The organism is Hydrogenophaga sp., from assembly GCF_051860785.1.
Lineage (GTDB): Bacteria > Pseudomonadota > Gammaproteobacteria > Burkholderiales > Burkholderiaceae_C > Hydrogenophaga.
This window is the reverse complement of the sequence record NZ_JBIMLB010000006.1, coordinates 35503-58264: the sequence shown is the minus strand read 5'-3', so window position 1 is coordinate 58264 and position 22762 is coordinate 35503. Positions and strand designations below refer to the sequence as shown.

Annotated in this window: 21 protein-coding genes and 1 pseudogene; 15 read left to right on the top strand and 7 right to left on the bottom strand. The window is 65.8% G+C overall.

The window, feature by feature from the left end; genetic code table 11:
• Positions 1–12: 12 nt before the first annotated feature.
• Positions 13–786 (bottom strand): 2OG-Fe dioxygenase family protein, encoded by a 774-nt coding sequence (locus ACTIF6_RS10200; protein ID WP_439587862.1) that lies wholly within the window; start codon positions 784–786, stop codon positions 13–15.
• Positions 787–865: 79 nt separating this feature from the next.
• Here ACTIF6_RS10200 and ACTIF6_RS10195 point away from each other — a divergent pair, with 79 nt between their 5' ends.
• Together ACTIF6_RS10195 and ACTIF6_RS10190 are read left to right on the top strand one after the other, a co-directional pair.
• On the top strand, positions 866–1021 hold the full coding sequence (locus ACTIF6_RS10195; RefSeq protein ID WP_439587861.1) for a hypothetical protein: 156 nt from the start codon (positions 866–868) through the stop codon (positions 1019–1021).
• A complete protein-coding gene (locus ACTIF6_RS10190) occupies positions 1018–1752 on the top strand; it encodes a DUF2189 domain-containing protein (protein WP_439587860.1) in 735 nt (244 codons plus the stop codon). The genes ACTIF6_RS10195 and ACTIF6_RS10190 overlap by 4 nt, the downstream gene beginning before the upstream one ends.
• Positions 1753–1756: 4 nt before the next feature.
• On the opposite strand, the gene acuI is transcribed toward ACTIF6_RS10190, so the two are convergent.
• Genes acuI through ACTIF6_RS10175 form a run of 3 tightly spaced genes read right to left on the bottom strand, consistent with a single transcriptional unit; the run spans position 1757 to position 4746 of the window.
• Positions 1757–2755, bottom strand: a complete 999-nt coding sequence (gene acuI / locus ACTIF6_RS10185; protein WP_439587859.1) for an acrylyl-CoA reductase (NADPH) — start codon at positions 2753–2755, stop codon at positions 1757–1759.
• Between the two features lie 10 nt (positions 2756–2765).
• Complete coding sequence (locus ACTIF6_RS10180) at positions 2766–2999, bottom strand: hypothetical protein (protein WP_439587858.1); 234 nt, start codon at positions 2997–2999, stop codon at positions 2766–2768.
• Positions 3000–3003: 4 nt separating this feature from the next.
• Positions 3004–4746, bottom strand: a complete 1743-nt coding sequence (locus ACTIF6_RS10175; RefSeq protein ID WP_439587857.1) for a long-chain fatty acid--CoA ligase — start codon at positions 4744–4746, stop codon at positions 3004–3006.
• Between the two features lie 302 nt (positions 4747–5048).
• Between ACTIF6_RS10175 and ACTIF6_RS10170 the strand changes: the two genes are divergently transcribed.
• From ACTIF6_RS10170 to ACTIF6_RS10115, 12 genes and pseudogenes are all read left to right on the top strand, one after another.
• Entirely contained in the window at positions 5049–6086 is a 1038-nt protein-coding gene (locus tag ACTIF6_RS10170; protein ID WP_439587856.1) for an amino acid ABC transporter substrate-binding protein, read from the top strand.
• A 133-nt stretch (positions 6087–6219) separates the two neighbouring features.
• On the top strand, positions 6220–7392 hold the full coding sequence (locus tag ACTIF6_RS10165; RefSeq protein WP_439587855.1) for an amino acid ABC transporter permease: 1173 nt from the start codon (positions 6220–6222) through the stop codon (positions 7390–7392).
• A gap of 2 nt (positions 7393–7394) precedes the next feature.
• On the top strand, positions 7395–8498 hold the full coding sequence (locus ACTIF6_RS10160; RefSeq protein WP_439587854.1) for an amino acid ABC transporter permease: 1104 nt from the start codon (positions 7395–7397) through the stop codon (positions 8496–8498).
• A gap of 11 nt (positions 8499–8509) precedes the next feature.
• Entirely contained in the window at positions 8510–9253 is a 744-nt protein-coding gene (locus ACTIF6_RS10155; RefSeq protein ID WP_439587853.1) for an amino acid ABC transporter ATP-binding protein, read from the top strand.
• A 42-nt stretch (positions 9254–9295) separates the two neighbouring features.
• The gene (locus tag ACTIF6_RS10150) at positions 9296–10378 is read left to right on the top strand and encodes a glycerophosphodiester phosphodiesterase (RefSeq protein ID WP_439587852.1); all 1083 of its coding nucleotides are present in this window, start codon (positions 9296–9298) and stop codon (positions 10376–10378) included.
• Between the two features lie 44 nt (positions 10379–10422).
• A complete protein-coding gene (locus ACTIF6_RS10145) occupies positions 10423–10761 on the top strand; it encodes a hypothetical protein (RefSeq protein WP_439587851.1) in 339 nt (112 codons plus the stop codon).
• Between the two features lie 81 nt (positions 10762–10842).
• Entirely contained in the window at positions 10843–12207 is a 1365-nt protein-coding gene (locus ACTIF6_RS10140) for a TolC family protein (RefSeq protein ID WP_439587850.1), read from the top strand.
• 13 nt (positions 12208–12220) lie between these two features.
• A complete protein-coding gene (locus ACTIF6_RS10135) occupies positions 12221–13612 on the top strand; it encodes a multicopper oxidase family protein (protein ID WP_439587849.1) in 1392 nt (463 codons plus the stop codon).
• Positions 13613–13625: 13 nt separating this feature from the next.
• On the top strand, positions 13626–14141 hold the full coding sequence (locus tag ACTIF6_RS10130) for a cupredoxin domain-containing protein (RefSeq protein WP_439587848.1): 516 nt from the start codon (positions 13626–13628) through the stop codon (positions 14139–14141).
• 17 nt (positions 14142–14158) lie between these two features.
• Positions 14159–14617: pseudogene (locus ACTIF6_RS10125) on the top strand (DUF411 domain-containing protein); the annotation flags it as partial.
• A gap of 87 nt (positions 14618–14704) precedes the next feature.
• Positions 14705–14893, top strand: coding sequence for a copper-binding protein (locus tag ACTIF6_RS10120; protein ID WP_439588032.1), 189 nt, complete (start codon positions 14705–14707; stop codon positions 14891–14893).
• Between the two features lie 86 nt (positions 14894–14979).
• Complete coding sequence (locus ACTIF6_RS10115) at positions 14980–16305, top strand: TAXI family TRAP transporter solute-binding subunit (RefSeq protein ID WP_439587847.1); 1326 nt, start codon at positions 14980–14982, stop codon at positions 16303–16305.
• Here ACTIF6_RS10115 and ACTIF6_RS10110 read toward each other — a convergent pair.
• The 3 genes from ACTIF6_RS10110 to ettA all read right to left on the bottom strand — a co-directional run bounded on the left by ACTIF6_RS10110 (position 16302) and on the right by ettA (position 20733).
• Positions 16302–18431 carry a DUF1631 family protein gene (locus tag ACTIF6_RS10110; protein ID WP_439587846.1) on the bottom strand — a complete coding sequence of 710 codons (2130 nt, stop codon included), beginning with the start codon at positions 18429–18431 and terminating at the stop codon, positions 16302–16304. The genes ACTIF6_RS10115 and ACTIF6_RS10110 overlap by 4 nt on opposite strands.
• Before the next feature lie 101 nt (positions 18432–18532).
• Positions 18533–19072, bottom strand: coding sequence for a DUF1415 domain-containing protein (locus ACTIF6_RS10105; protein ID WP_439587845.1), 540 nt, complete (start codon positions 19070–19072; stop codon positions 18533–18535).
• Positions 19072–20733: an energy-dependent translational throttle protein EttA gene (gene ettA / locus ACTIF6_RS10100; RefSeq protein WP_439587844.1), complete on the bottom strand. Its 1662-nt coding sequence runs from the start codon at positions 20731–20733 to the stop codon at positions 19072–19074. Before ettA ends, ACTIF6_RS10105 begins: the two co-directional genes overlap by 1 nt.
• Positions 20734–20986: 253 nt before the next feature.
• Between ettA and ACTIF6_RS10095 the strand changes: the two genes are divergently transcribed.
• Entirely contained in the window at positions 20987–22759 is a 1773-nt protein-coding gene (locus tag ACTIF6_RS10095; protein WP_439587843.1) for a DEAD/DEAH box helicase, read from the top strand.
• Positions 22760–22762: the final 3 nt, after the last annotated feature.

The window sequence follows — 22762 nt, the reverse complement described above, 5'->3', positions numbered from 1 at the left end:
CTGGGCGAACGCTCAATCGCCCTGAAACCCGCCCCGCCGGCACGTCACCACCAGCGTGTCGCGCCAGCCCAGTTCATCGCCTTCCAGTGGCTGGATCGGCGTGCTTTCGTGGATCACGCGCGAATCGTCCAGCAGCAGCAGCGACCAGGGCTCACACAGGGTGAAACGCTGGCCAGCAGGGCCGTTGGCTTCGAAGACGCGGCTCTCGCCGCCCTTGATGCCGTGGCGCTGAACCATGAACACGGCGACAAGGTCGACACCGTCGCGGTGCGCGCCTTCGGGCGTGGGCCGGCCGATGCCGTCGGTGGTGTCGATGCGGAACAGGTGCGCCTCGGTGTACCAGGGTTGCGGGCCCCGCAGGGCACTGGCCGCTTCGCCCAGGCGCTGCAGCAGGCGGCCCCAGACCGGCAGGGCCACGGAGTCGGTTGCCATGGGCTCGAACCAGCGCTGCATGCCACCGTGCAGCGCGTTGTATTCCAGCGGCTGCCAGTGCGCGCGGTGCGGCACCTGCTGGACCTGCGCTCCTTCCACCACGAAGCAGCTGTGGCGGCGACTGCGGTAGCGCCCGCCATCCTTCAGGTAGGCGTCGGGCGGCAGCGCGTCCCAACCCTGGTGCAGGGTCTGCAAGTCACCCGGGGTGGCGTCCAGCCACCGGGACACATCGGTGGCGCTCAACAGGGCAAAGCCCGAGGCGTTCAGGGACTCGCGCAGGGCAGGCAGTGGGACGTAAGGAGGCTGGAATTCGCTGGTCATGGTCGGGCAGTTTAGCCACATGCCAGCGTTCATCCGCCGCTTTCCTGCGCTGGATCAAATTCAGACGCACCCACCGCTGCGAAGCTGTGAACCTGAACACGGAGGACCCACCATGGAGAGAGCGAGATGGAGCCCTGCGCTCCTGTTGGGCTTCGAGCCCATGGACATTGCCCACCAGGCGTCTGCAGAACTGCTGGCCAGGGCCCAGGCCGCGCCGGCACTGCACCTGCGCCGCGCCGAGCTGATAGGTTTATCGGTAAAGCCATGAGACTGGCCACTCTGCACGTCCGCGATCCCCTGCGATGGCTGCGCCTGGGCTGGGCCGACTTCGTGCGCTGCCCGCGCATCGGCCTGTTCTACGGCCTGTGCTTCTTCACGATGGGGCACGCCCTGCTGGCGGTGTTCCAGGCCGCGCCGGCCTATGTGCTGGCATTGAGCGCTGGCTTCCTGTTGATGGGCCCGTTCCTCTGCCTTGGGCTGTACGACGCCAGCCGCGCGCTGGAGTTGGGGCTGCGCCCATCACTGCGCCGTTCGCTGGTGGCCTGGCGGCCCACGCTTCGCACCATGGCCATCTTTGCAGGGCTGCTGCTGATTCTGGAAATGCTGTGGGGACGCGCGTCGCTGGTGGTTTTCGCGATCAGCTTCAACACCATGCCGTCGACCGAGAAACTGCTGACACAACTGTTCAATGCGGGCAACCTCGAATTCCTCATCACCTACACGGTGGTGGGTGGCTTGTTCGCCGGGCTCATCTTCGTCACCAGCGCGATTTCCATCCCCATGATCCTGGACCGCGAGGCCGATGCGATCTCTGCAGGGCTCACCAGCATCCGGGCGTGCCTGGAGAACCCGGGGGTGATGCTTGGGTGGGGGGCGCTGATCACCGTGATGATCGTGCTGGCAATGTTGCCCTGGTTCCTGGGCTTGCTGGCCATCGGTCCCGTGCTGGGTCATGCCACCTGGCATGCCTACAGGCAGATCGTGCCGACCTCCGCCTGAGGCGTCAGGCGTTCACGTCCACCACCAGCCGGCCGCGCACTCGTCCGGCCAGAATGTCACTGGCCGCACCGACCGCATCCTTCAGACCGATTTCCTTCGTGATGGCGGCCAGTCGCTGACGGTCCAGCGTGTTCGCCAGCGCCTCCCACGCCGCCACGCGGCGCGGCATGGGTGCCATGACGCTGTCGATGCCATAGAGCGTGACACCGCGCAGGATGAACGGAGCCACACTGGCCGGCAGGTCCATGCCCTGCGCGAGCCCACAGGCCGTCACGGCGCCGCCGTAGCGCGTGCTGGCGCAGGCGTTGGCCAGCGTGTGGCTGCCCACGGAATCGACCACACCGATCCAGCGCTCCTTCTGCAGCGGCTTGCCGGGCGCGCCCAGTTCACTGCGGTCGATCACGCTGGCCGCACCCAGCGATTTCAAGTAGTCGGCCTCCTGCAACCGGCCGGTGGACGCCACCACCGTGTGGCCCAGGCCAGCCAGCAACGAAATGGCGACACTGCCCACGCCGCCATTGGCGCCGGTCACCAGCACCTCGCCACTGCCGGGCTGCACGCCCGCATCGGCCCAGTGCCTCTGCAGGGCCTGCACGCACAGCATGGCGGTGTAGCCCGCGGTGCCAATGGCCATGGCCTCGCGCTCGCTCAGGGATTCGGGCAGTGCCACCAGCCAGTCGCCCTTGACGCGCGCCATCTGCGCCAGGCCGCCCCAGTGCGATTCACCCACGCCGTAGCCGTTCAGCAGCACGCGGTCGCCGGTCTTCCATCGCGGGTGGTCGCTGTGCGACACCGTGCCGGCGAAATCGATCCCGGGCACCATGGGGAAGCTGCGCACCACCGGCGACTTGCCGGTGATGGCCAGGCCATCCTTGTAATTGATCGTGGACCAGGCCACGCGCACCGTCACGTCGCCAGCAGCCGGCAGTTGTGCTTCGTCGATGGCGGACAGCTCGCAGCGGTAGCCGGACTCCGGCTTGGTGATCACGAGGGCGTTGAACATGGGTCGTCTCCTAGGGCGATGGCTTGGGGTCACCGTCGCGCCAGAGGCGCACCGTCAACCACCAGCCGATGAGGGAGTTGGTGAGCGCAAGCAGGCTCACCACCAGGCGAATGCCATCGGGCGGATCGTTGACGTGGATGAACCCGACCATGAAGGACGAGAGGGCATTGAACCCGAGCGCGAGCCAGAACAGGCCTTTACGGGGTTGCCAGAGGCGACGAACGGATTCCTGGATGGATGGCATGGCGTCATTGTGACGCCGTGTTCGTGCGCGCCTCTTCCTGCTCTTGCAGCAGCCGCCACATCACCTTGCCGCTGCCGCTCTTGGGCAAGGCGGTGACGAACTCGACCGAGCGCGGGCATTTGTAGACGGCCATGTGCTCGCGGCACCAGTCCACGATGTCCTGCTCGCTCGTGGTGCCGCGGGCCGAATCGCGCAGCACCACCACCGCCTTCACGCTCTCGCCACGGTAGGCATCCCGTGTCGCGATCACGCAGGCCTCGGCAATCGCCGGGTGCTTGAACATCAACGCCTCCACTTCGGCCGGCCACACCTTGAAGCCGCTGGCGTTGATCATGCGTTTCAGGCGATCGGTGATGAAGTAATAGCCGTCTTCATCGACGCGCCCGAGGTCGCCAGACCGAAAGAAGCGCTTGCCGTCCAGTGTGATGAAGGCGGCCTCGGTCGCCTCTGGCCGCTTCCAGTAGCCATCGAACACCTCGGGGCCATGGATGACGATCTCGCCCGTCTCGCCCTGTGGCATCTCCTGCAGCGTGAGGGGATCGACCACGCGCGCCTCGGTGCTGAGAAAGGGAATGCCCAGGCACTGCTGCTTGGGGTGGTCGGGCGGGTTGTTGTGCGAAGGCGCGGCGGTTTCGGTGAGGCCGTAGCCTTCCGAGTACCGAAGGCCGAACTGGTCCAGCAGGCGCTGGGCCACGGCCTGCGGCATGGCCGCACCACCACCACCCACCAGCACCAGGCTGGAGAGGTCGTACTGCTCGAAGCTGGGGCTGGCCAGCAGGTCGATGACCATGGTGGGGATGTTGGTCCAGTGCGTCACGCGCCAGCGCGAGATGAGCCGGCCCGCCAGCTCGCGGTCCCAGCGCGGCATGAGCACCATGGTGGCGCCCATGTACACCCCGGCGTTCAGGCCCGCCGCGAGGCCGGTGATGTGGAACATCGGCACCACGAGCAGGCCGATGTTCTCTGCCGTGCTGTTGGTCCACAGACCCACCGCGACCGCGTTGTGCATGATGGTGCGGTGCGGGTGCATGCAGCCCTTCGGAAGCCCGGTGGTGCCGCTGGTATAGGGCAGAACGGCGAGGTCGTCCGGACCGCGGTTGTGGGCGGGCGCGGTGCCGGGGCAGGCAAGGGCTGCCACCCAATCGCTCACCGTGGCGTGGCTGAACGCAGGGGCGGCGTGGCGCGAGCCCAGCCATGGCGACCAGGCCGGTGGAATTTCAGCCTCCGGGCCAAACGCGTCGCTGTAGTGCGAGACGACCACATGGCGCAGGCGCGCGCCCTCAGGCACCGCCTCGTCGGCCTTGTGCAGGTCGGCCGCCAGGTCGGCGGCGCAGATGGCCACGCGTGCGTCGGGGTCGGTGATGTAGTGCACCAGCTCGTCGGCGCGGTTCATGGGGTTGACGGGCACCACCACCGCGTTGGCCCGCAGGATGGCGAAGTGCGCCACCACCCACTGAGGGCAGTTCTGCATGAACAGGATCACACGGTCACCGTCTTCCACGCCCTGCTGCCGCAGGTGCGCGGCCAGACGCTCCACCTGTTCGTGCAGTTCACCATAAGTCACCGTGCGGTCGAAGAACACCAGCGCCGTCTTGTCAGGGAAACGCAGGGCGCTGACGGCCAGGTTGTGCCAGAGCGAGGTGGCGGGAGGCGTGATGCGATGCGGCAGGCGCGTCGGCCAGAAACGGTGGTGCGGAAAATGACCAGACGCGGTCGGTGCGTCCTCGGCGCGGATGCTGCTGCTCATCGCTTGTCTCCAATGTTGTGCGGCACAGCATACGGGCGGCATCCCTGAAGTGGAAACCGGTTTGTCGCGCGAGGGACCTCACCATCGTCGACGGTGGCACGGAACCTGCGAGTTGCCAGGCTCGATGCCCTGCCAGGGGGTTTCACCATGGCGTCATAAGAATATTGCATGGCTTTCCCACGTAAACCCCGATCCCCTGCGCAAATGGGCAGCGATACATTCAGTTGCGGTCCCGGAGCCGCACCCAAACGGTGCAGTTCCAGCCCGGCGAATTCTTTCCAACCACAACACGGAGTAAACCGATGAAGATGACTTCCCTGAAACTGGCGGCCCTGGGCCTGAGCGCGGCGGCGGCCACCCTGGTGGCCCTGCCCGCCCATGCTGGCAAGGACCTCGATGCGATCAAGAAGCGCGGCGAGCTGATCTGCGGCGTCAATACCGGCCTGGCGGGCTTTTCCGCCGCCGACAGCCAGGGCAAGTGGAGCGGCATGGACGTCGACGTGTGCCGCGCTGTGGCCGCTGCGGTCCTGTCCAACCCCGACAAGGTGCGCTACGTGCCCCTGACCGCCCAGCAGCGCTTCACCGCCCTGCAGTCTGGCGAGATCGACATGCTGGCGCGCAACACCACCTGGACGCTGACCCGCGACACCTCGCTGGGCCTGCACTTCGTCGGTGTGAACTTCTATGACGGCCAGGCCTTCATGGTGCCCACCAAGCTCAATGTAAAGAGCGCCAAGTCCCTCAAGGGCGCCACGGTGTGCGTGCAATCCGGCACCACGACCGAGCTGAACCTGACCGACTTCTCCCGCGCCAACAACCTGGCGCTCAAGCCGGTGGTGTTCGAGAAGGTGGAAGCCGCCACCGCCGCCTACGTGGCCGGCCGCTGCCAGGCCTACACCACGGACGCTTCGGGTCTCGCCTCGATCCGTGCCAAGGAAACGCCCAAGCCCGAAGAACACGTGATCCTGCCCGAACTGATTTCCAAGGAACCTCTCGGCCCGGCCGTGCGCCGTGGCGACGACGAGTTCTTCGGCATCGTGAAGTGGGTGGGCTACGCACTGATCGAAGCCGAGGAATATGGCGTCACGCAAGCCAATGCCGATTCCATGAAGACCAGCACCAACCCCAACGTCATGCGTCTGGTGGGCGCGGGCACGGAAGACACCGGCAAGCTGCTCGGCCTGGACAAGGAATGGGCATTGCGCGCCATCAAGGCCGTGGGCAACTACGGTGAACAGTTCGAGCGCCATGTGGGTCCCAAGACGCCCATCGGCCTGCCCCGTGGCAGCAACAACCTCTGGACCAAAGGCGGCCTGATGTACGCCCCGCCCGTGCGCTGATCTCCGCCCTGTCCTGCCGCCGTGCCGTCATCGGCCGGCGGCCCTGACTTTCCCCGTTCCACAGGCCCTGGGTCCAGAAAACCCAGGGCCTGTGGCGCAAAAGCTTTTCCCATGACAGGATTGCGAGGCCGCATTGAAACCGCAACTCCCCCCCAAAAAACGAAACTGGTCGATCAACAGCCGCGCCACGCGCGGATTGATTTTCCAGGCCATCGCCCTGATTCTCATCGCCGCCGGCATCTGGTTTCTTGCACACAACACGCAGGAAAACATGCGGATCCGCGGCATCCAGAGCGGCTTTGATTTCCTTGGCGCCGCCGCTGGCTTCGATATCGGCGAAACACTGATCCCCTACGACCCCAGCGAAAGCTACGGCAAGGCCATCTGGGTTGGCGTGCTCAACACGCTCAAGGTCGCCGTGATCGGCATCGTCCTCACCACCATCCTGGGCGTGCTGATCGGTGTTGGCCGCTTCTCGCGCAACGCGCTGGTGCGCGGTCTTTGCTACGGCTATGTGGAAACCTTCCGCAACGTGCCCATCCTGCTGCAGTTGCTGATGTGGTACCTCATCTTCATCGAGGTGCTGCCCCCGTCCAACGAGGCCTGGAACGTGGCCGATCTGTTCTACCTGAGCAAGGGCGGATTCTCCTTCCCGTTCCCCGCTCTCGGCGTGGGCCATGTGCTCGCCGGCATCGGCGCGGGCTTGATCGGCTCCTGGTTCTGGCGTCGGCGCGCGCAGAAGAAGTTCGAGCTCACCGGCCACGACGGCGACCGCGTGTGGGGGCCGATCGCCCTCATCGTGGTATTCGCGCTCGTGGGCTGGGCGGTGGCCGGCATGCCCACGAAGTGGAACGTGCCCGAGCAACTGGCCTTCATGGTGGACGGCGGCGTGAGCGCCACGCCCGAGTTCATGGCCATCCTCATCGGCCTCACGATCTACACCGCGGCCTTCATTGCCGAAGTGGTGCGTGGTGGCATCCAGTCGGTGAGCCGTGGCCAGGACGAAGCGGCCGCGGCCCTCGGCCTGAATCCGAAGCAGAAGATGAACCAGGTCATCCTGCCGCAAGCCATGCGCGTGATCATCCCGCCGCTGACCAACCAGTACCTCAACCTCACCAAGAACTCGTCGCTGGCGGTGGCGGTGGGCTATCCGGACGTGGTCTCGATCGCCAATACCACCATCAACCAGAGCGGACGCGCCGTCGAGTGCATCGCCATCATCATGCTGGTGTACCTCACCACCTCGCTGTCCACTTCGGCCTTCATGAACTGGTACAACCAGCGCATGGCCATCAAGGAGCGATGACCATGTCTGACACATTCGTCCCCATTCCTCCGCGCCCCTCTCCCATCAAGACCACGGGCTTCGTGCCCTGGGCGCGGCAGAACCTCTTTGCCGACTGGCGCAGCACCATCACGACGCTGTTCGTCGGCGGCCTTCTGGTCTATGCCATTCCCGGCCTCTTCAACTGGGCCGTCCTCCAGTCGGTCTTCCGCGCGGACGCCGATGCCTGCCAGGCCGCACGCGGCATGGGCGCCTGTTGGGGAGTCGTCACCGAGAAGTACCGCATCATCCTGTTCGGTCGTTACCCCTATGACGAACAATGGCGTCCGTTGATTGCCACCTCCGTCATGATCGCCGGCCTGGTGCTCAGTTGCATCCGTTTCTTCTGGAAGCCCTGGCTGGTGCTGATGTGGATCGGTGTGCTGGCGATTTTCTTCCTGCTCATGCGTGGCGGCGTGCTCGGGCTGAGCCCGGTTCGCACCGACCTCTGGGGCGGCCTGCCGCTCACGGTGATGCTCGCCACGCTGTCCATCTTCATGGCCTTTCCGCTGGCCATCGTGGTGGCGCTGGGCAGGCGCAGCCGGCTGCCGGCCATCCGCTCGGCCTGCATCGTCTACATCGAACTCATCCGCGGGGTACCGCTGATCTCGGTGCTCTTCATGGCATCGTTCATGTTCCCGCTGTTCGTGCCGCAGGGCGTCACGCTGGATGTGCTGGTGCGGGTCATCGTGGGGATCACGCTGTTTGCCGCCGCCTACATGGCCGAGATCATCCGGGGTGGCCTGCAGGCGATTCCAAAGGGGCAGCTTGAGGCGGCCGATACGCTGGGGCTCTCGTACTGGCAGACGCAGCGCAAGATCGTGCTGCCGCAGGCCCTGGCGATGGTGGTGCCCAGCATGATGAACAACTTCATCTCCATCTTCAAGGACACCTCGCTGGTCACCATCGTCTCCCTCTACGAGCTCACCGGTGCGCTCGCGCTGGCCTTGAATTCCGATGTGAACTGGAGGCCCTTCAAGATCGAGGCCTACATCTTCATCACCCTCGTGTACTTCACATTCTGTTTCTCGATGTCGCGCTACAGCCTGTGGGTCGAAAAACAACTCAGCGCCAGCAAGGCGCGTTGAAGGAAACCAGCATGTCCGATCCCATCATCCGATTCGACAAAGTCAACAAGTGGTATGGCAACGACTTCCATGTCCTGCGCGACATCGACCTGGACGTCGCCAAGGGCGAGCGCATCGTGGTCTGCGGCCCTTCGGGCTCCGGCAAGTCGACGCTGATCCGATGCATCAACCGCCTTGAAGAACACCAGCAGGGCCACCTGATCGTCGACGGCATCGAACTGACCGACGACATCAAGGCCATCGACCGCGTCCGCAAGGAAGTGGGCATGGTGTTCCAGCAGTTCAACCTGTTCCCCCACCTCACGGTGCTGGAGAACCTCACGCTCTCGCCCATGTGGGTGGGCAAGCTGCCCAAGAAAGAGGCCGAGGAAAGAGCCATGGCGCAGCTCAAACGGGTGCGCATTGCCGAGCAGGCCGGCAAGTACCCGCTGCAGCTCTCGGGCGGCCAGCAGCAGCGCGTGGCCATCGCCCGTGCGCTGTGTCTCACGCCCAAGATCATGCTGTTCGATGAGCCCACCTCGGCACTTGACCCCGAGATGATCAAGGAAGTGCTGGATGTGATGATCGAACTGGCCAACCAGGGCATCACCATGATCTGCGTGACACACGAAATGGGGTTTGCCAAGGCGGTAGCCGACCGCGTGATCTTCATGGACCAGGGCCAGATCGTAGAGCAGAACACGCCCATGGAGTTCTTCAACAACCCGCAGAACGAACGCAGCCGGGATTTCCTCTCCAAAATCCTCGGACATTGAGCTGTCTTGCATCGGTCATGACGCGCTGTCACACTGCGCCCCATGACCGATACCTCTCCACCAGGCGTGCAGCGCCTGACCTGGATCCGCTGGAGTTGCACCACCGCACTGGGCCTGTCGCTGTGGTGCGCGGGAGCAGCGCTGGCCTTTGACGTGCAGGGCCACCGCGGTGCGCGCGGCCTCGCACCGGAAAACACCATTGCCGGCTTCGAGCGCGCGCTCACCATCGGGGTCAGCACGCTCGAGCTCGACGTGGTGCTCAGCGCCGACGGCGTACCGGTGATCTCGCACGACACCACCGCCAACCCCGACCTCACCCGAGACGCCCAGGGACAGTGGCTGAAGGCGCGCGGCCAGCCGTTCCATCGCCTCCCACTCGCCGAGATCGCCACCTGGGATGTGGGTCGCATCAATCCGGCCAGCCGCTACGCGCGCGATTTCCCCCAACAAGTGGCGCGGGACGGCCAGGGCATTCCCACGCTGGCGGCCCTTTTTGATCGCGTCCGTCAGCTCGGCGCTCGCCATGTGCGCTTCAACATCGAACTCAAGCTCAATCCCGGTCGGCCGGCAGAATCTCCCGATCCACAGACCTTCGTGCGCGCGGTGCTCGACGTGATTGCCGCCCACGGGATGACCCAGCGGGTGAGCCTGCAGAGCTTTGACTGGCGCATCCAGAAAGTGGCCCGCCAGCTCGCCCCCGGCATGCCACTGTCCTACCTTTCAGCGCAGCTGCCCCGCTTCAACACCCTCGCAAGTGGTGAATGGACAGCCGGGCTTCGATTGGCCGATTTCACGGACGCGCCTGCCATGGTGGCCGCATCCGGCGGCAAGCTGTGGTCACCTCACTTCGGCGACCTCGATCAGCAGCAACTGCAACGCGCCCGCGAGCTGGAACTGCGCGTGGTGCCGTGGACCGTCAACGAGCTTCAGGACATGGCCCGCCTCATCGACTGGGGCGTGGACGGCATCATCACCGACTACCCTGATCGCTTGCGCACCGTGATGGAACGGCGCGGCATGGCGCTGCCACCCAGGATCGCACTGCCACCCGCCGGGAACCAGGGAGAACCGAGTGCTGCCGCGCCTGCGCGTGTGCCTTTCGGTGTGGCGCCCGACCTGCGCTGAGGCGCCCAGGGAACCTATGCGGCCCAGCCGTATCATTCCTGACCATGCGCCACCTGTTGATCGCCCTCGTCATCGCCTTGTTGCCCTTGCGGGCCTGGGTGGGAGACGCCATGGCGATCACCATGCAGATGCCGGTTCCCACCCAGGAGGTGGTGTCCGCTTCCCCCGCAGAAGCCGCTCCCTGCCCTGACCACGCCATGGGCGAATCCAACGCCCCCATGGACCACCAGCACAACAGCTGCAAGGTGTGCCATGGGCCGGCCATGCCACTGGCTGTGCAGCTGGCGCCGTCACCCCAGGCGGTGCACGGCGTGCTTGCCCCTCCCACCGAGCGGTTCACCAGTTCGGTGCCGCAGCCGGGCATCAAGCCACCCATTTTCTGAAGTCCACACCACAGGTGCGTCCGTCGTCGACCCGATCGGGTTGCAACACGGAAGCGTGACCGTGTTCTTCAGGAGATTGACATGCCTTTTTCAAGATGGCCTGCGGCATGGCTGGCCGCACTCGCCATGACCGCCGCCCATGCGGCCGAGCCCACGCCGCAAGCGCTGCAAGCGGCCGACCCCCGACACCCTTCGTCTGTGCCGCCCTTGCAGTGGCCGCCCATGGGCGACACCACCGTGATGGAATTGCCAGCCGATATCGACCAGGCGCGCGCGGTCTGGCAGCGCGCCAACCAGCGCGTGGCCGAATTCCCGCGCGGCCATGTGGACCTGCTGCAATGGGAAGCGCGACAACCCGGCGCGGGCGACGCCACGCCGGCAACGACGGGCGATACGCCCCTGAGCTTTGCCGCCGCGCTGCAACGCTCCCTGTCATTGCGTCCCGATCTGTTCGTGCATGCCGGCATGAACGCGCCTGAGCAGGCCGAGGTCCGCGTGCGTTTCGCCAACCACGTGCGCGAGCTGCAACGCGCCTGGATCGACGCGGCGGCGGCGCGCCAGCGACTGCGCCTGATGACGGAGGTGCATGACGCCGCGCGCACGGGCAGCGAACTGGGCCAGCGCATGGTGAACGCCGGCAACTGGAGCCAGGCGCGCCTGACCCGCGAGCGCCTGCTGCAGGCCAGCGCGTGGTCGGCGGTGCTGGAATCCCAGGCCCGGGAGCTGAGCGCACGCGAACGGCTTGCGCGCCTGCTGGGCCAATGGCAGGCCGACGACGTGACAAGGCTCGGGGAAGGCCTCGACGTGGACCTGCCAGCCCCGCCGAAGCAGCTCTCGCCTGGCCCTGGCCTGGATGCCACCACCCTGGAGACGGCGGTGCTGCGCAGCCACCCCACGCTGGCGCGCGATCGACAGCTGGCGCAGCGCCAGTTCGACGCCATGAATCGGGAACGCCGGCAAGCCTGGCAGCGCGCCGTGAACGGCGCGCTGCGAACCATGCCCGACGCGGGCTCTGCCGGCACGCTCCAGCCACCCCGCATCGAAGACCTGAGCCTGCTGCGCGACCACCCTCTGGTGCGCGCCGCACAGGTCGAATCCGACCTGCTGCGGCAGGCCACCGAGCGCCGATCCATGGCGCGCGAAGCCTGGGCCCAACTGCAACTGCGCCACGCCGCCACCACCCACGCGCAGGACGTGGTGGTCGCACTCCAGGGCAGCCTGGCTCAGGACAGCCTGCTGCGCTACAACGGCATGCTGCAAAGCACCTGGGAGTTGCTGGCCAGCGCGCGTGAACGCCTGCGCGCACTCGACGAAGCCCTGCAGGCCCGGCGCGATTTCTGGCTCGCGCAGGCCGACTGGCAAGCCCTCCTGTCCGGCGCCGATTACCGCCGTGCCGACAACCCCTCCACTTCCGGCGCCGCCACCAGCGCCCCCGCAGGACACTGACATGAACCCCTCCATGAACCGAAGACACTTCTTCGCGGGTGCCGCGGCCACGGCGGTGGCCGCCACCAGCGTGAACCGCGTGGCGCTCGCGGCCATTCCCGAGGCCGTGCAACAGAACTCGGCCGACACCGCAGGCCCCTGGACGCCACCGGGTGTGACCGGTGCCGGGCGCCCCTACAACCCGGTGGTCACGTTGAACGGCTGGACCGCCCCCTGGCGCATGAAGGACGGCGCCAAGGAATTCCACCTGGTGGCAGAACCGGTGGTGCGCGAGATGGCGCCAGGCTTCCTGGTCAACATGTGGGGCTACAACGGGCAAAGCCCGGGACCCACCATTGAAGTGGTGGAAGGCGACCGGGTGCGCCTCTTCGTCACCAACCGCCTGCCCGAACACACCACGATCCACTGGCACGGCCAGCGCCTGCCCAACGGCATGGACGGCGTGGGCGGACTGAACCAACCCCAGATTCCATCCGGCAAGACCTTCGTCTACGAATTCGTGGCGCGCCGCCCCGGCACCTTCATGTACCACCCGCATGCCGACGAAATGGTGCAGATGGCCATGGGCATGATGGGCCTTTGGATCACACACCCTAAGCAGAAGCACCCCCTGATCGAGGACGTGCAGCGCGACTACGCTTTCCTCATCAACGCCTTCGACGTCGAGCCCGGCAGCATGACGCCACAAGTCAACACCATGCTGGAACACAACATCTGGAGCTTCAACAGCCGCGTGTTCCCGGCCATCTCGCCGCTGGTGGCGCGACTGGGTGAGCGCGTGCGCGTGCGGGTCGGCAACCTCACCATGACCAACCACCCGGTGCACATCCACGGCATCGAATTCGAAGTGACCGGCACCGACGGCGGCCCCACCCCCAAGGGCTCTCGCTGGCCCGAGGTGACCACCGACATCGCCGTCGGGCAGATGCGGCAGATCGAGTTCATTGCCGACGAACCGGGCGACTGGGCCATGCACTGCCACAAGAGCCACCACACCATGGGCGCGATGGGCCACGGTGTGCCCACCATGATCGGCGTGGATCACCGGGGCCTGGTGAAACCCTTGCAGCGCGCCGCTCCCGACTACATGGTGATGGGCGAGCGCGGCATGGCCGACATGGGCGAAATGCAGATGGAGCTACCGGCCAACACCCATCCCATGATGACCGGCACCGGTCCCTATGGCCCGATCGAGATGGGCGGCATGTTCACCCTGCTCAAGGTACGCGCCGGACTGAAGGCCGGCGACTACACCGATCCGGGCTGGTACGCCATGCCGCCGGGCACGCAGGCCCGGCAGGTGGAAAACGGGATCGCACCCGAACCCGCAAGATCATCGACCCCCACGCAGCCCGCCAGCGGCAGCGCACGCAAACCTTCATCCCCATCAGGTCACGCTCACTGACATGGACACGCTCATGAAAACCCCGAACACATCCCGCCGCCATTTCCAGCTCGCCCTGCTCGCTTTGCCATGGACGCTGGCCGCCCACGCCGCCCGCGCCCATGGTGAACGGCATGGCTCCCCCAGCACCACGGTGGTGAAGGAGCAAAAACCCTGGGGCATTGCCGCCGAGCCGCGTGAAGCCACGCGCACGGTGGAGATCCGCATGACCGATGACATGAAGCTCTCGCCCAACCACCTGGAAGTTCGCGAGGGCGAGACGCTGCGCCTGCGCGCGGTGAACCAGGGCAGGCTCATGCACGAGATCGTGCTCGGCACCAGCGAAGAGCTGAAGGCGCATGCGGAGATGATGAAGAAACACCCGGGCATGGAACACGACGAACCCTACATGGCCCATGTGCCGCCGGGGCGCCGTGGCGATATCGTCTGGACCTTCAACCGGGCCGGCGAGTTCGAGTTCGCCTGCCTGATCGCCGGCCACTTCGAGGCCGGCATGCGCGGCACCATCCGCGTCAAAGCCCGACCCTGAACCCGGAGCACACCACCATGCAAAGACGAAACCTTCTCACCCTCGCACTCGGCCTGCTGCTCTCCGACCCGGCGGTGCTGGCCCGATCCGCCCCGCCCGCTCTTCCTGCGCTGCAAGTCTGGAAAGACCCCAACTGCGGTTGCTGCAACGACTGGGTGGATCTCCTCAGGAAGGATGGCTTTGTGGTCCAGGTGTTCGACACCGGCAACACCGCGGTGCGCAAGCGTCTGGGCCTGCCTGACAAGTACGGCTCCTGCCACACCGGCCTGATCGCCGGCTATGTGATCGAAGGGCATGTGAGCACGCGCGAAATCCGCCGTCTGCTGGCTGAGAAGCCTCAAGCCATTGGCCTGGCGGTGCCCGGCATGCCAGTGGGCAGCCCCGGTATGGACGGACCCATCTATGGTGACCGGCGCGACACCTACGACGTGGTGATGGTGTTGCGCGATGGCAGTGCGCATGTCTACCAACACTACCCAGGCAACGCCAGCAGTGGTTTCAAGCCGACGTCGGGTGATGCACGCGGCCTGCCCGCCGTCGAGGCCGAAGTCCGCAAGGTCGACGTGCGCGCGGGCAAGATCACACTCAAGCACCGCGACATCCCGAACCTGGACATGCCACCCATGACCATGGTGTTTCAGGTGAGCGATCCGGCCCTGCTCAGCGGGGTGAAAACGGGTGACAAGGTGCACTTCACCGCCGACAAGATACAGGGTGCCTACACGGTGATGAGCATCGCTCCGGCGCCTTGAGGACCGACACAGTCTGAAACATCCGGCCTCGCCTCGCCACCGCGCTGGGCGGGTGTTTTCGCTGGACGGCATGCTAATGTCGCGCCATGCCCAAGACCCTGCGCTACACCCTGCTGTCCCTGCGAGAGATGCTGTTGTCCGCCGGGCCCTTCGCACTGCTCACCATCGCCCTGCTGGTCCTGACCTACTGGTGGCTCAACCCCAACCCACCCGAGCGCGTGGTGCTGGCCACCGGCCCGGCCCAGAGTGCCTATGAGGAATTCGGCAAGCGCTATGCCGAGTCGCTGGCGCGCTACGGCATCCAGGTCGAATTGCTGACCACCGAAGGCTCTTCGGACAACCTGGAGAAGCTGCGCACCGGCGAAGCCGATCTCGGCTTCGTGCAAGGCGGTACCGCCGACATCGGCTACGACGAAGAAGACACGCTGACCTCCCTCGGCAGCCTGTTCGTGGAGCCGCTGTGGCTGTTCTACCGTGAAGATGCCGCTCGGCGGCTGCGCAAGGAACCGGTGGTCCGGAGCCTCTCCGAACTCAAGGGCTGGCGCGTCAACGTCGGCACCCCGGGCAGCGGCGTGCCACGCCTGTTCAACACCCTGCTCGACGTCAATCGCATCGAGCCCGGCCAGCTGCAGTTGAGCCGGCTCGAGCAGACGCCGGCCACCGTGGCCTTCCTCAACGGTGAGCTGGACGCCGTGGTGTTCGCCTCGGCACCCGAATCGCTGATGGTGCAGATGCTGCTGCAGACCCCGGGCATCAGGCTGCTGGACTTTGCGCAGAGCGAAGCCTACTCACGCCGTTTCGGCTACCTCACACCGGTGCTGATGCCACAGGGCGTGGTGGACCTGGCCAACAACATTCCGGCACGCAACGTGCGACTGGTGGCCTCCACCACCAGCCTGCTCGCTCGAAGCCACACGCATCCGGCCATCCTGCAACTCTTCGCGCAGACCGCCACCCAGCTGCATGGCGGTGCCAGTTGGTTCAGCCGGGCGCGCGAGTACCCCAATCTGGAACACAGCGAGGTACCCATTTCGTCCGAAGCGCAACGCGCCATCAAGAACGGCCCGCCTTTCCTGCAACGCTACCTGCCGTTCTGGCTGGCCAACCTGATCGAACGCGTGTGGCTGGCCATGGGCCTGATCATCGTGCTGGCTCTGCCGCTCTCTCGCATCGTGCCCCCGCTCTACGCCTTTCGCATCCGCTCACGCGTGTTCCGCTGGTACGCCGAGCTGCGGGACGTGGAGCAGCGCCACGAAAGCGGCAGCGCCAGTGCGCCCGACCTGCTGGAACAGCTCGATGCCATGGAAGGAAAGGTGGAGAAGATCGTGGTGCCCCTGTCGTACACCGATGAGCTCTACGCGTTGCGCAACAACATCCACCTGGTGCGCAAGAAACTGCTGAGAAAGGCCTAGAGGCCATCCGTTTTGGCGGAGTTGAGCCAGGCCTGACGGGCTACCTCGTCAAGCGCCTCGTCCACCACGCCGTGGTCGGCCACCACGCGCAGGCGGTTCTGCTCCTGCAGCCGATCGAGACCGCGCTTGGTCATCGACAGCGAGCGGCCATTGGCGCCCGTGAACAGGAAGAGCGTGCCGTGCGGGCTGGCCCAGGTGATCTGCCAGCGCACCGCATGGCCATCCTGCGCAATGTCGACCCAGGTGCCCACCGGCAGGTTGGACGCCTGCTGGCCCGCCAGCTCGACCTTGAGGTCGGCCCAGTCTCGCTGCATCGGCCGGGTCTCGAGGAAAGCGGGCTGCGTGGAGGTCAGAGGCGAATCCAGGAACACGTCTTCCATCAGGCAGGAATTGCGGGCTTCGGTGCGCTGCATCCAGGGCTCGTCGTCCATCTCCGGTTGAACACTCGGTGGGTCGTCCTCCACCGGCGGCTCATTGCGCTGCGTCTTGTAAGCCGCCTCGTGCAACCCCATCAGGGCCTGGAAGAAAGCCTCGGTCTGCTCGCGCGGGTATTCGATCGAATCCAGGCCTTCGCGCAGGGTGCGCAGCACCGTGGGGATGATCTTCACCAACCGGGGCCGGTTCAGGCTGGCCAGGGCCAGCTGGCTCGACCACAGCAGGTCGGGCAACAGTTCGGTGTAGCGAAAGGCGGGTGAATCCGCCGGCTTGATCGAGGGCGTCTCCGACACCTCCAGCCGCGCCTGTGCGATCACCTGCGACCACGCGCTGGTGAGAAAACGGCGCACCACGCCGGGAGATTTCTCGAAATCGTTGCGGCTGCGGATCTCGGCTGCCACCCGCTCTGCCAGCAGATTGCGCTGCTCCACGCGCACCAGCGTCTGCACGGCCAGGCCGCGCGCCTGCACCTGCGCCGGTGCCACCGCCTCGGCCTGCGAGCGGTTCAAGTCCTCGAGCAATTGCTCCAGGCGTTCGGAAATGTCAGGCCCTGGTGTCTTCAGGGCCTTCAGGATGTTGCGCACCTGGCCAGAGAAGGGGCCATAGCCCCGATCCTGCTCGCTGGTGAAGGCCAGGCTGCGCTCCGTGATGGCATCGAGCATGCGCCGCGCGGGGTTCTGGCGGTCGGCAAAGAAGCGGGGTTCCGCGCGCGCCAGTTGCAAGAGCGCGGGCTTCATCTCCTGCAGCATCTCGCGAACCGGTGGCAGCAGTCGTTCGTCGGAAGCGATGCGCTTGAGCATGAGCGAGACGACCTCGCTGGCCAGGGTGCGCACCATGGCGTTGCCCGAGCCCGATGCGCCCTGGTCGCTTGGCGCATCGCCGCTCTGGTCCAGATTGCCCACCAGCAACTGGTGAAGGTGGTCGAGCGTGAGCAGCGCGTCGCTGCCCAGCACCTCGTGCTCCGTGTCGGCATCCGCACGGGCCTGGGCCGCGCCGGTGTTCGAACCGGGCTTCGCATTCGGGTTCGGGACGGGGCGGCTCTCAGGGGCCTGGATCACCGCATAGGCCGCCGGCTCGATGCCCGCCTGGCTCAGCAACATGCCCAGTTGAAGGTACATGTTCCTCAGTTCGCTGCCCAGGGCCAGTGCGCCTGCCTGCAGCCAGCGTGCACGAACAGCAGGTTCAACCGGCAGGCCCTTGAGCGTCTTCATCAAGGCAGCCACCACGATTTCCGCACGCAGCGGGTTGGCATCGGCGTTGACGAGTTCGTATCCTTGCGCCGTGGACAGCAGCGCCGTGAGTGCGAGCTGCTCCTCGTCCACCGACATCTGCACCACCTGCTGCACGCGCGCCAGTTCCACCGTTTCCTGGACCTGGTCGTCGCCCATCAGCTCGAGCTCGTCGAAGCTCACCGAGCGGGCACGGCGCGGGCCACCGCCCGACCGTGGGAGCGCCTGCTCGACCGCCTCGGCCGCCGAGGCAAGGAAATCGGTGGCGATGCGATCACGGTGGGATTCCAGCGCGCTGCGGGCCTGGATCAGGCCCTGCTTCTCGCTCATCTGGCTGGTGGAGGACTCCTTGTCCTTGAGCGCGGTCTGCAATTGCGTGAGCCAACGCGGCATCCACTCGCGGGTGAGTGTCAAGGCTTCTTTCAGGCAATCGTCAAAGGCCTGTGTATCGCGGGCGTCCATGCAGACGGGGTCTTTCAATCAAGGGAACGGGTCTTGCCACTCATTGTGCCCAACAGGTTACAACGGCAAACCGGGAAAAGAAACCTGTAAAACCTGACAGTTCAGGTTTTAGACCACAGCGCCTGCCAGCCGGACAAGCCGAGCTGACGCAAGGTGGTCAGGTTGCGATCAACGATGGCCTCGGCGTCCCCGCCCTCCGTGGCAACGGCCCGCTCCACGCTCTCTTCACGCAACAGATGCAATGTGGGAAACGGCGATCGGTTGGTGCAGTTGGTGACGTCGTCGGGCTCAGTGCCCTCGAACTGGAACAATGGGTGGAACGGTGCCACCTGGATCACGCCGTCGAGTTCGTGCTCGGTCACCACGTCGTCCACCACGTTGAGGAAGTCGTTGAACACCTCGAACTCGGGGAACAGCGAGGGATGCACCAGCAGCGTGGTGTCGATCTCTTCGGCCGGCGTGTTCACCAGCAGGTCGAGCTCACGATCGAGGTCGTCGAGGAAGGCATCGAGGTGGCGCGCTGTACTCACCACGATGCGCACCTGGTTCTTCACGTACACCGCCCGCGCGAAAGGGCAGAGGTTCAGGCCGATGACGGCCTTCTCGATCCACTCGCGCGTCGCGGCTTCGATCTCGGACATCACTTCAAGGCTTTGAAGCGCATGCGCTTGGGTTTGGCGCCCTCTTCGCCCAGGCGCTTCTTCTTGTCGGCCTCGTATTCCTGATAGTTGCCGTTGAAGAACACCCACTGGCTGTCGCCCTCTGCGGCCAGGATGTGGGTGGCGATGCGATCGAGGAACCAGCGATCGTGGCTGATGACCAGCGCGCAACCGGCGAACTCGAGCAGCGCGTCTTCAAGCGCGCGCAGGGTTTCCACGTCCAGGTCGTTCGAAGGTTCGTCCAGCAGCAGCACGTTGCCGCCTTCGGCCAGGGTCTTGGCCAGGTGCAGGCGTCCGCGTTCACCACCGGAAAGGCTGCCCACGCGCTTCTGCTGGTCGCCGCCCGAGAAGTTGAAACGGCCGCAGTAGGCGCGGCTGGGCATCTGGAACTTGCCCACGGTGATCATGTCCAGGCCACCCGAGATGTCTTCCCACACGGTCTTGTCGCCGTCCAGGCCTTCGCGGCTCTGGTCGACAAAGGCCATCTTCACGGTCTGGCCGATCTTCACCTCACCGGTGTCCGGCTGTTCCTTGCCACTGATGAGCTTGAACAGCGTGGACTTGCCCGCGCCGTTCGGACCGATGATGCCGACGATGGCACCGGCCGGAATCTGGAAGCTCAGGTTGTCGATCAGCAGGCGGTCGCCGAACGACTTGCTGACGTTCTTGAACTCGAACACCTCGTTGCCCAGGCGCTCGGCCACGGGAATGAAGATTTCGTTGGTTTCGTTGCGCTTCTGGTATTCGACGTCGCTCAACTCTTCGAAGCGGGCCAGACGCGCCTTGCTCTTGGCCTGGCGGCCCTTGGGGTTCTGGCGCACCCACTCGAGTTCCTTCTTCATGGCCTTGGTGCGGGCGTCCTCGGTGCGCTGCTCCTGCTCCAGGCGGGCTTCCTTCTGCTCCAGCCAGGTGGAGTAGTTGCCCTTGTACGGAATGCCATGGCCCCGGTCGAGTTCGAGAATCCACTCGGCCGCGTTGTCCAGGAAGTAGCGATCGTGGGTGATGGCCACCACGGTGCCAGGGAAGCGCGCAAGGAACTGCTCCAGCCAGTCCACGGATTCGGCGTCCAAATGGTTGGTCGGTTCGTCGAGCAGCAGCATGTCGGGTTTGGACAGCAACAGGCAGCACAGCGCCACGCGGCGCTTCTCACCGCCGGAAAGCACGCCCACCTTGGCGTCCCAGGGCGGGAGGCGCAGCGCGTCGGCGGCGATTTCCAGCTGGTGCTCACCGTCGGTGCCCGAGGTGGCGATGATGGCTTCGAGCTGGGCCTGTTCGGCGGCCAGCGCATCGAAGTCGGCGTCTTCCTCGGCATAGGCCGCGTACACCTCGTCCAGCCGCTTCTGGGCGGCGCGCACGCCGCTCATGCTGGCCTCGACGGCCTCGCGCACGTTCTGCTCGGGGTCGAGCTGCGGTTCCTGCGGCAGGTAGCCGATGCGAATGCCCGGCATCGGGATCGCTTCGCCCTCGATCTCCTTGTCGATGCCGGCCATGATCTTGAGCAGCGTGGACTTGCCCGAGCCGTTGGTGCCGAGCACACCGATCTTGGCACCGGGGAAGAACGAGAGCGAGATGTCCTTGAGGATCTGGCGCTTGGGCGGCACGATCTTGCCGACCCGGTTCATGGAAAAGACGTATTGAGCCATGGGATTTTTTGCCTGAAATCTGCGCCGGGAACCGGCGCCAAACCCATGATTATCCGCGCATGCGACAATACGGCCTGTCGGGCACTTCAGTTGGTCCGGCACCAGCGCTTGGCTGGGGTGTGCGCAAAACGCTTGCGGCCACCAACTTCCTGAATCCATCTGCCCCAGACTGACCGGGCGCCGCTGCCAACCTGGCAATGGCAACCGGAGTGGCCGATGCCCCCAGCGCCCTGGACGGGCGCCTCATCACAACATGACCTTTGACGATCTGAACCTGGCCCCGGCCATCGTGCAAGCAGTGCGCGAACACGGTTACGAAACACCCACCCCCATCCAGGTCGAGGCCATTCCGGCCATCCTGGCCGGGCGCGACCTCCTCGGCGGCGCCCAGACTGGCACCGGCAAGACCGCTGCCTTCACGCTGCCCATGCTGCATCGACTGGCCGCCTCCGAGCGTGCCAAGAGCCGCTTTGGCGGCATCGGCATCCGCGCACTGGTGCTCACCCCTACGCGCGAACTCGCGGCACAGGTCGAAGAATCGGTGCGGGTCTATGGCAAGCACCTCTCGCTGACCTCCACCGTCGTCTTCGGTGGCGTCGGCATGAACCCGCAGATCAACGCGATGAAGCGCGGCGTCGACATCCTGGTGGCGACGCCCGGCCGCCTGCTCGACCTGCAGCAGCAAGGCTTCCTGGACCTGTCCACCGTGCAGATGCTCGTGCTCGACGAGGCCGACCGCATGCTCGACATGGGCTTCATCCACGATGTGAAGAAGATCCTGGCGCTGGTGCCACGGGACAAGCAGAGCCTGCTGTTCTCCGCCACCTTCAGCGACGAGATCCGTGACCTCGCCAGCGCCCTGCTCAAGGATCCGCTGCACATCCAGGTGACCCCGCGCAACACCACGGTGCAGCGCATCACCCAGGTGATTCACCCCGTGGGTCGCGGCAAGAAGAAGGCCCTGCTGGCACACATCATCAACCAGCACAACTGGAGCCAGGTGCTGGTGTTCACGCGCACCAAGTTCGGCGCCAACAACGTCGCCGAGTACCTCACCAAGAACGGCATCCACGCCATGGCGCTGCACGGCAACAAGAGCCAGGGTGCCCGCACCCAGGCGCTGGCTGGCTTCAAGAGCGGCGAAATCCGCGCCCTGGTGGCCACCGACATTGCGGCGCGCGGCATCGACATCGACGAACTGCCGCACGTGGTGAACTACGAGATCCCCAACGTCTGCGAAGACTACGTGCACCGCATCGGCCGCACGGGCCGCGCCGGCAACAGTGGCGAAGCCGTCAACCTCGTGAGCCTGGACGAAGAAGGCTTCATGATGGATATCGAGCGCTTCACCAAGCAGCAGATTCCGGTGCAGATGTTCCCCGAATTCATGCCCGAACCCGGCGAGAAGGCCGAACCCATCGCCATGGGACGCCAGACCATCTGGGGCGGTGCCGGCAAGCCACCGAGCCGCGAGGTGATGGCCGCTGCCGCCAAGGCCGCGCGCACCGAGATGCTGCAGCGCGTGCGTGAAAAGAAGGCCAGTGATCCGAGCCAGGGACGCGGTAATGGCGGTGGCCAGCGCCACCGCCCTGCCAGTGGTGACAGCGCCCAGGCCGACGGCCCACGCGGCGAAGGCCGCCGTGGCAACGGAGGCGGCAACGGTGGTGGCCAGCAGCGCCATGGTGGCAACCGAAATGGCCCGCAAGGCCAGCGCCCGCCGCGTCAGCATGCCGACCGTCCGCCGCGCGAAGACCGTGGTCCCCGTGAAGACCGCGGCCCGCGCGAGGACCGTGAACCCGGCGCCGAGCGCCAGCCGGGCCCCAACGCCCACCTGGGCAGCCTGCGCATCAAGGAACCGCGTCCCCGTGCGGCCAACCCGGGCGGCCAGCCCGACCCGCTGCGCACCAGCATCGATGCCATGCGCACCGGCAACCGTGGTGGCAAAGGCAAGGGCGGCGGTGGTCAACGTGGCAACGGCGGTGGCCCTGCCGACCCGCTGCGCACCAACTACGGCAGGATTCGCTGAACT

Coding starts and splice junctions, on each gene's coding strand:
- ACTIF6_RS10140 (WP_439587850.1), top strand. CDS start 10,843: ATGCCTTTTTCAAGATGGCCTGCGGCATGGCTGGCCGCACTCGCCATG.
- ACTIF6_RS10155 (WP_439587853.1), top strand. CDS start 8,510: ATGTCCGATCCCATCATCCGATTCGACAAAGTCAACAAGTGGTATGGC.
- ACTIF6_RS10105 (WP_439587845.1), bottom strand. CDS start 19,072: ATGTCCGAGATCGAAGCCGCGACGCGCGAGTGGATCGAGAAGGCCGTC.
- ACTIF6_RS10200 (WP_439587862.1), bottom strand. CDS start 786: ATGAACGCTGGCATGTGGCTAAACTGCCCGACCATGACCAGCGAATTC.
- ACTIF6_RS10095 (WP_439587843.1), top strand. CDS start 20,987: ATGACCTTTGACGATCTGAACCTGGCCCCGGCCATCGTGCAAGCAGTG.
- ACTIF6_RS10195 (WP_439587861.1), top strand. CDS start 866: ATGGAGAGAGCGAGATGGAGCCCTGCGCTCCTGTTGGGCTTCGAGCCC.
- ACTIF6_RS10135 (WP_439587849.1), top strand. CDS start 12,221: ATGAACCGAAGACACTTCTTCGCGGGTGCCGCGGCCACGGCGGTGGCC.
- ACTIF6_RS10180 (WP_439587858.1), bottom strand. CDS start 2,999: ATGCCATCCATCCAGGAATCCGTTCGTCGCCTCTGGCAACCCCGTAAA.
- ACTIF6_RS10150 (WP_439587852.1), top strand. CDS start 9,296: ATGACCGATACCTCTCCACCAGGCGTGCAGCGCCTGACCTGGATCCGC.
- ACTIF6_RS10130 (WP_439587848.1), top strand. CDS start 13,626: ATGAAAACCCCGAACACATCCCGCCGCCATTTCCAGCTCGCCCTGCTC.
- ACTIF6_RS10145 (WP_439587851.1), top strand. CDS start 10,423: ATGCGCCACCTGTTGATCGCCCTCGTCATCGCCTTGTTGCCCTTGCGG.
- ACTIF6_RS10160 (WP_439587854.1), top strand. CDS start 7,395: ATGTCTGACACATTCGTCCCCATTCCTCCGCGCCCCTCTCCCATCAAG.
- ACTIF6_RS10170 (WP_439587856.1), top strand. CDS start 5,049: ATGAAGATGACTTCCCTGAAACTGGCGGCCCTGGGCCTGAGCGCGGCG.
- ettA (WP_439587844.1), bottom strand. CDS start 20,733: ATGGCTCAATACGTCTTTTCCATGAACCGGGTCGGCAAGATCGTGCCG.
- ACTIF6_RS10110 (WP_439587846.1), bottom strand. CDS start 18,431: ATGGACGCCCGCGATACACAGGCCTTTGACGATTGCCTGAAAGAAGCC.
- acuI (WP_439587859.1), bottom strand. CDS start 2,755: ATGTTCAACGCCCTCGTGATCACCAAGCCGGAGTCCGGCTACCGCTGC.
- ACTIF6_RS10175 (WP_439587857.1), bottom strand. CDS start 4,746: ATGAGCAGCAGCATCCGCGCCGAGGACGCACCGACCGCGTCTGGTCAT.
- ACTIF6_RS10115 (WP_439587847.1), top strand. CDS start 14,980: ATGCCCAAGACCCTGCGCTACACCCTGCTGTCCCTGCGAGAGATGCTG.
- ACTIF6_RS10190 (WP_439587860.1), top strand. CDS start 1,018: ATGAGACTGGCCACTCTGCACGTCCGCGATCCCCTGCGATGGCTGCGC.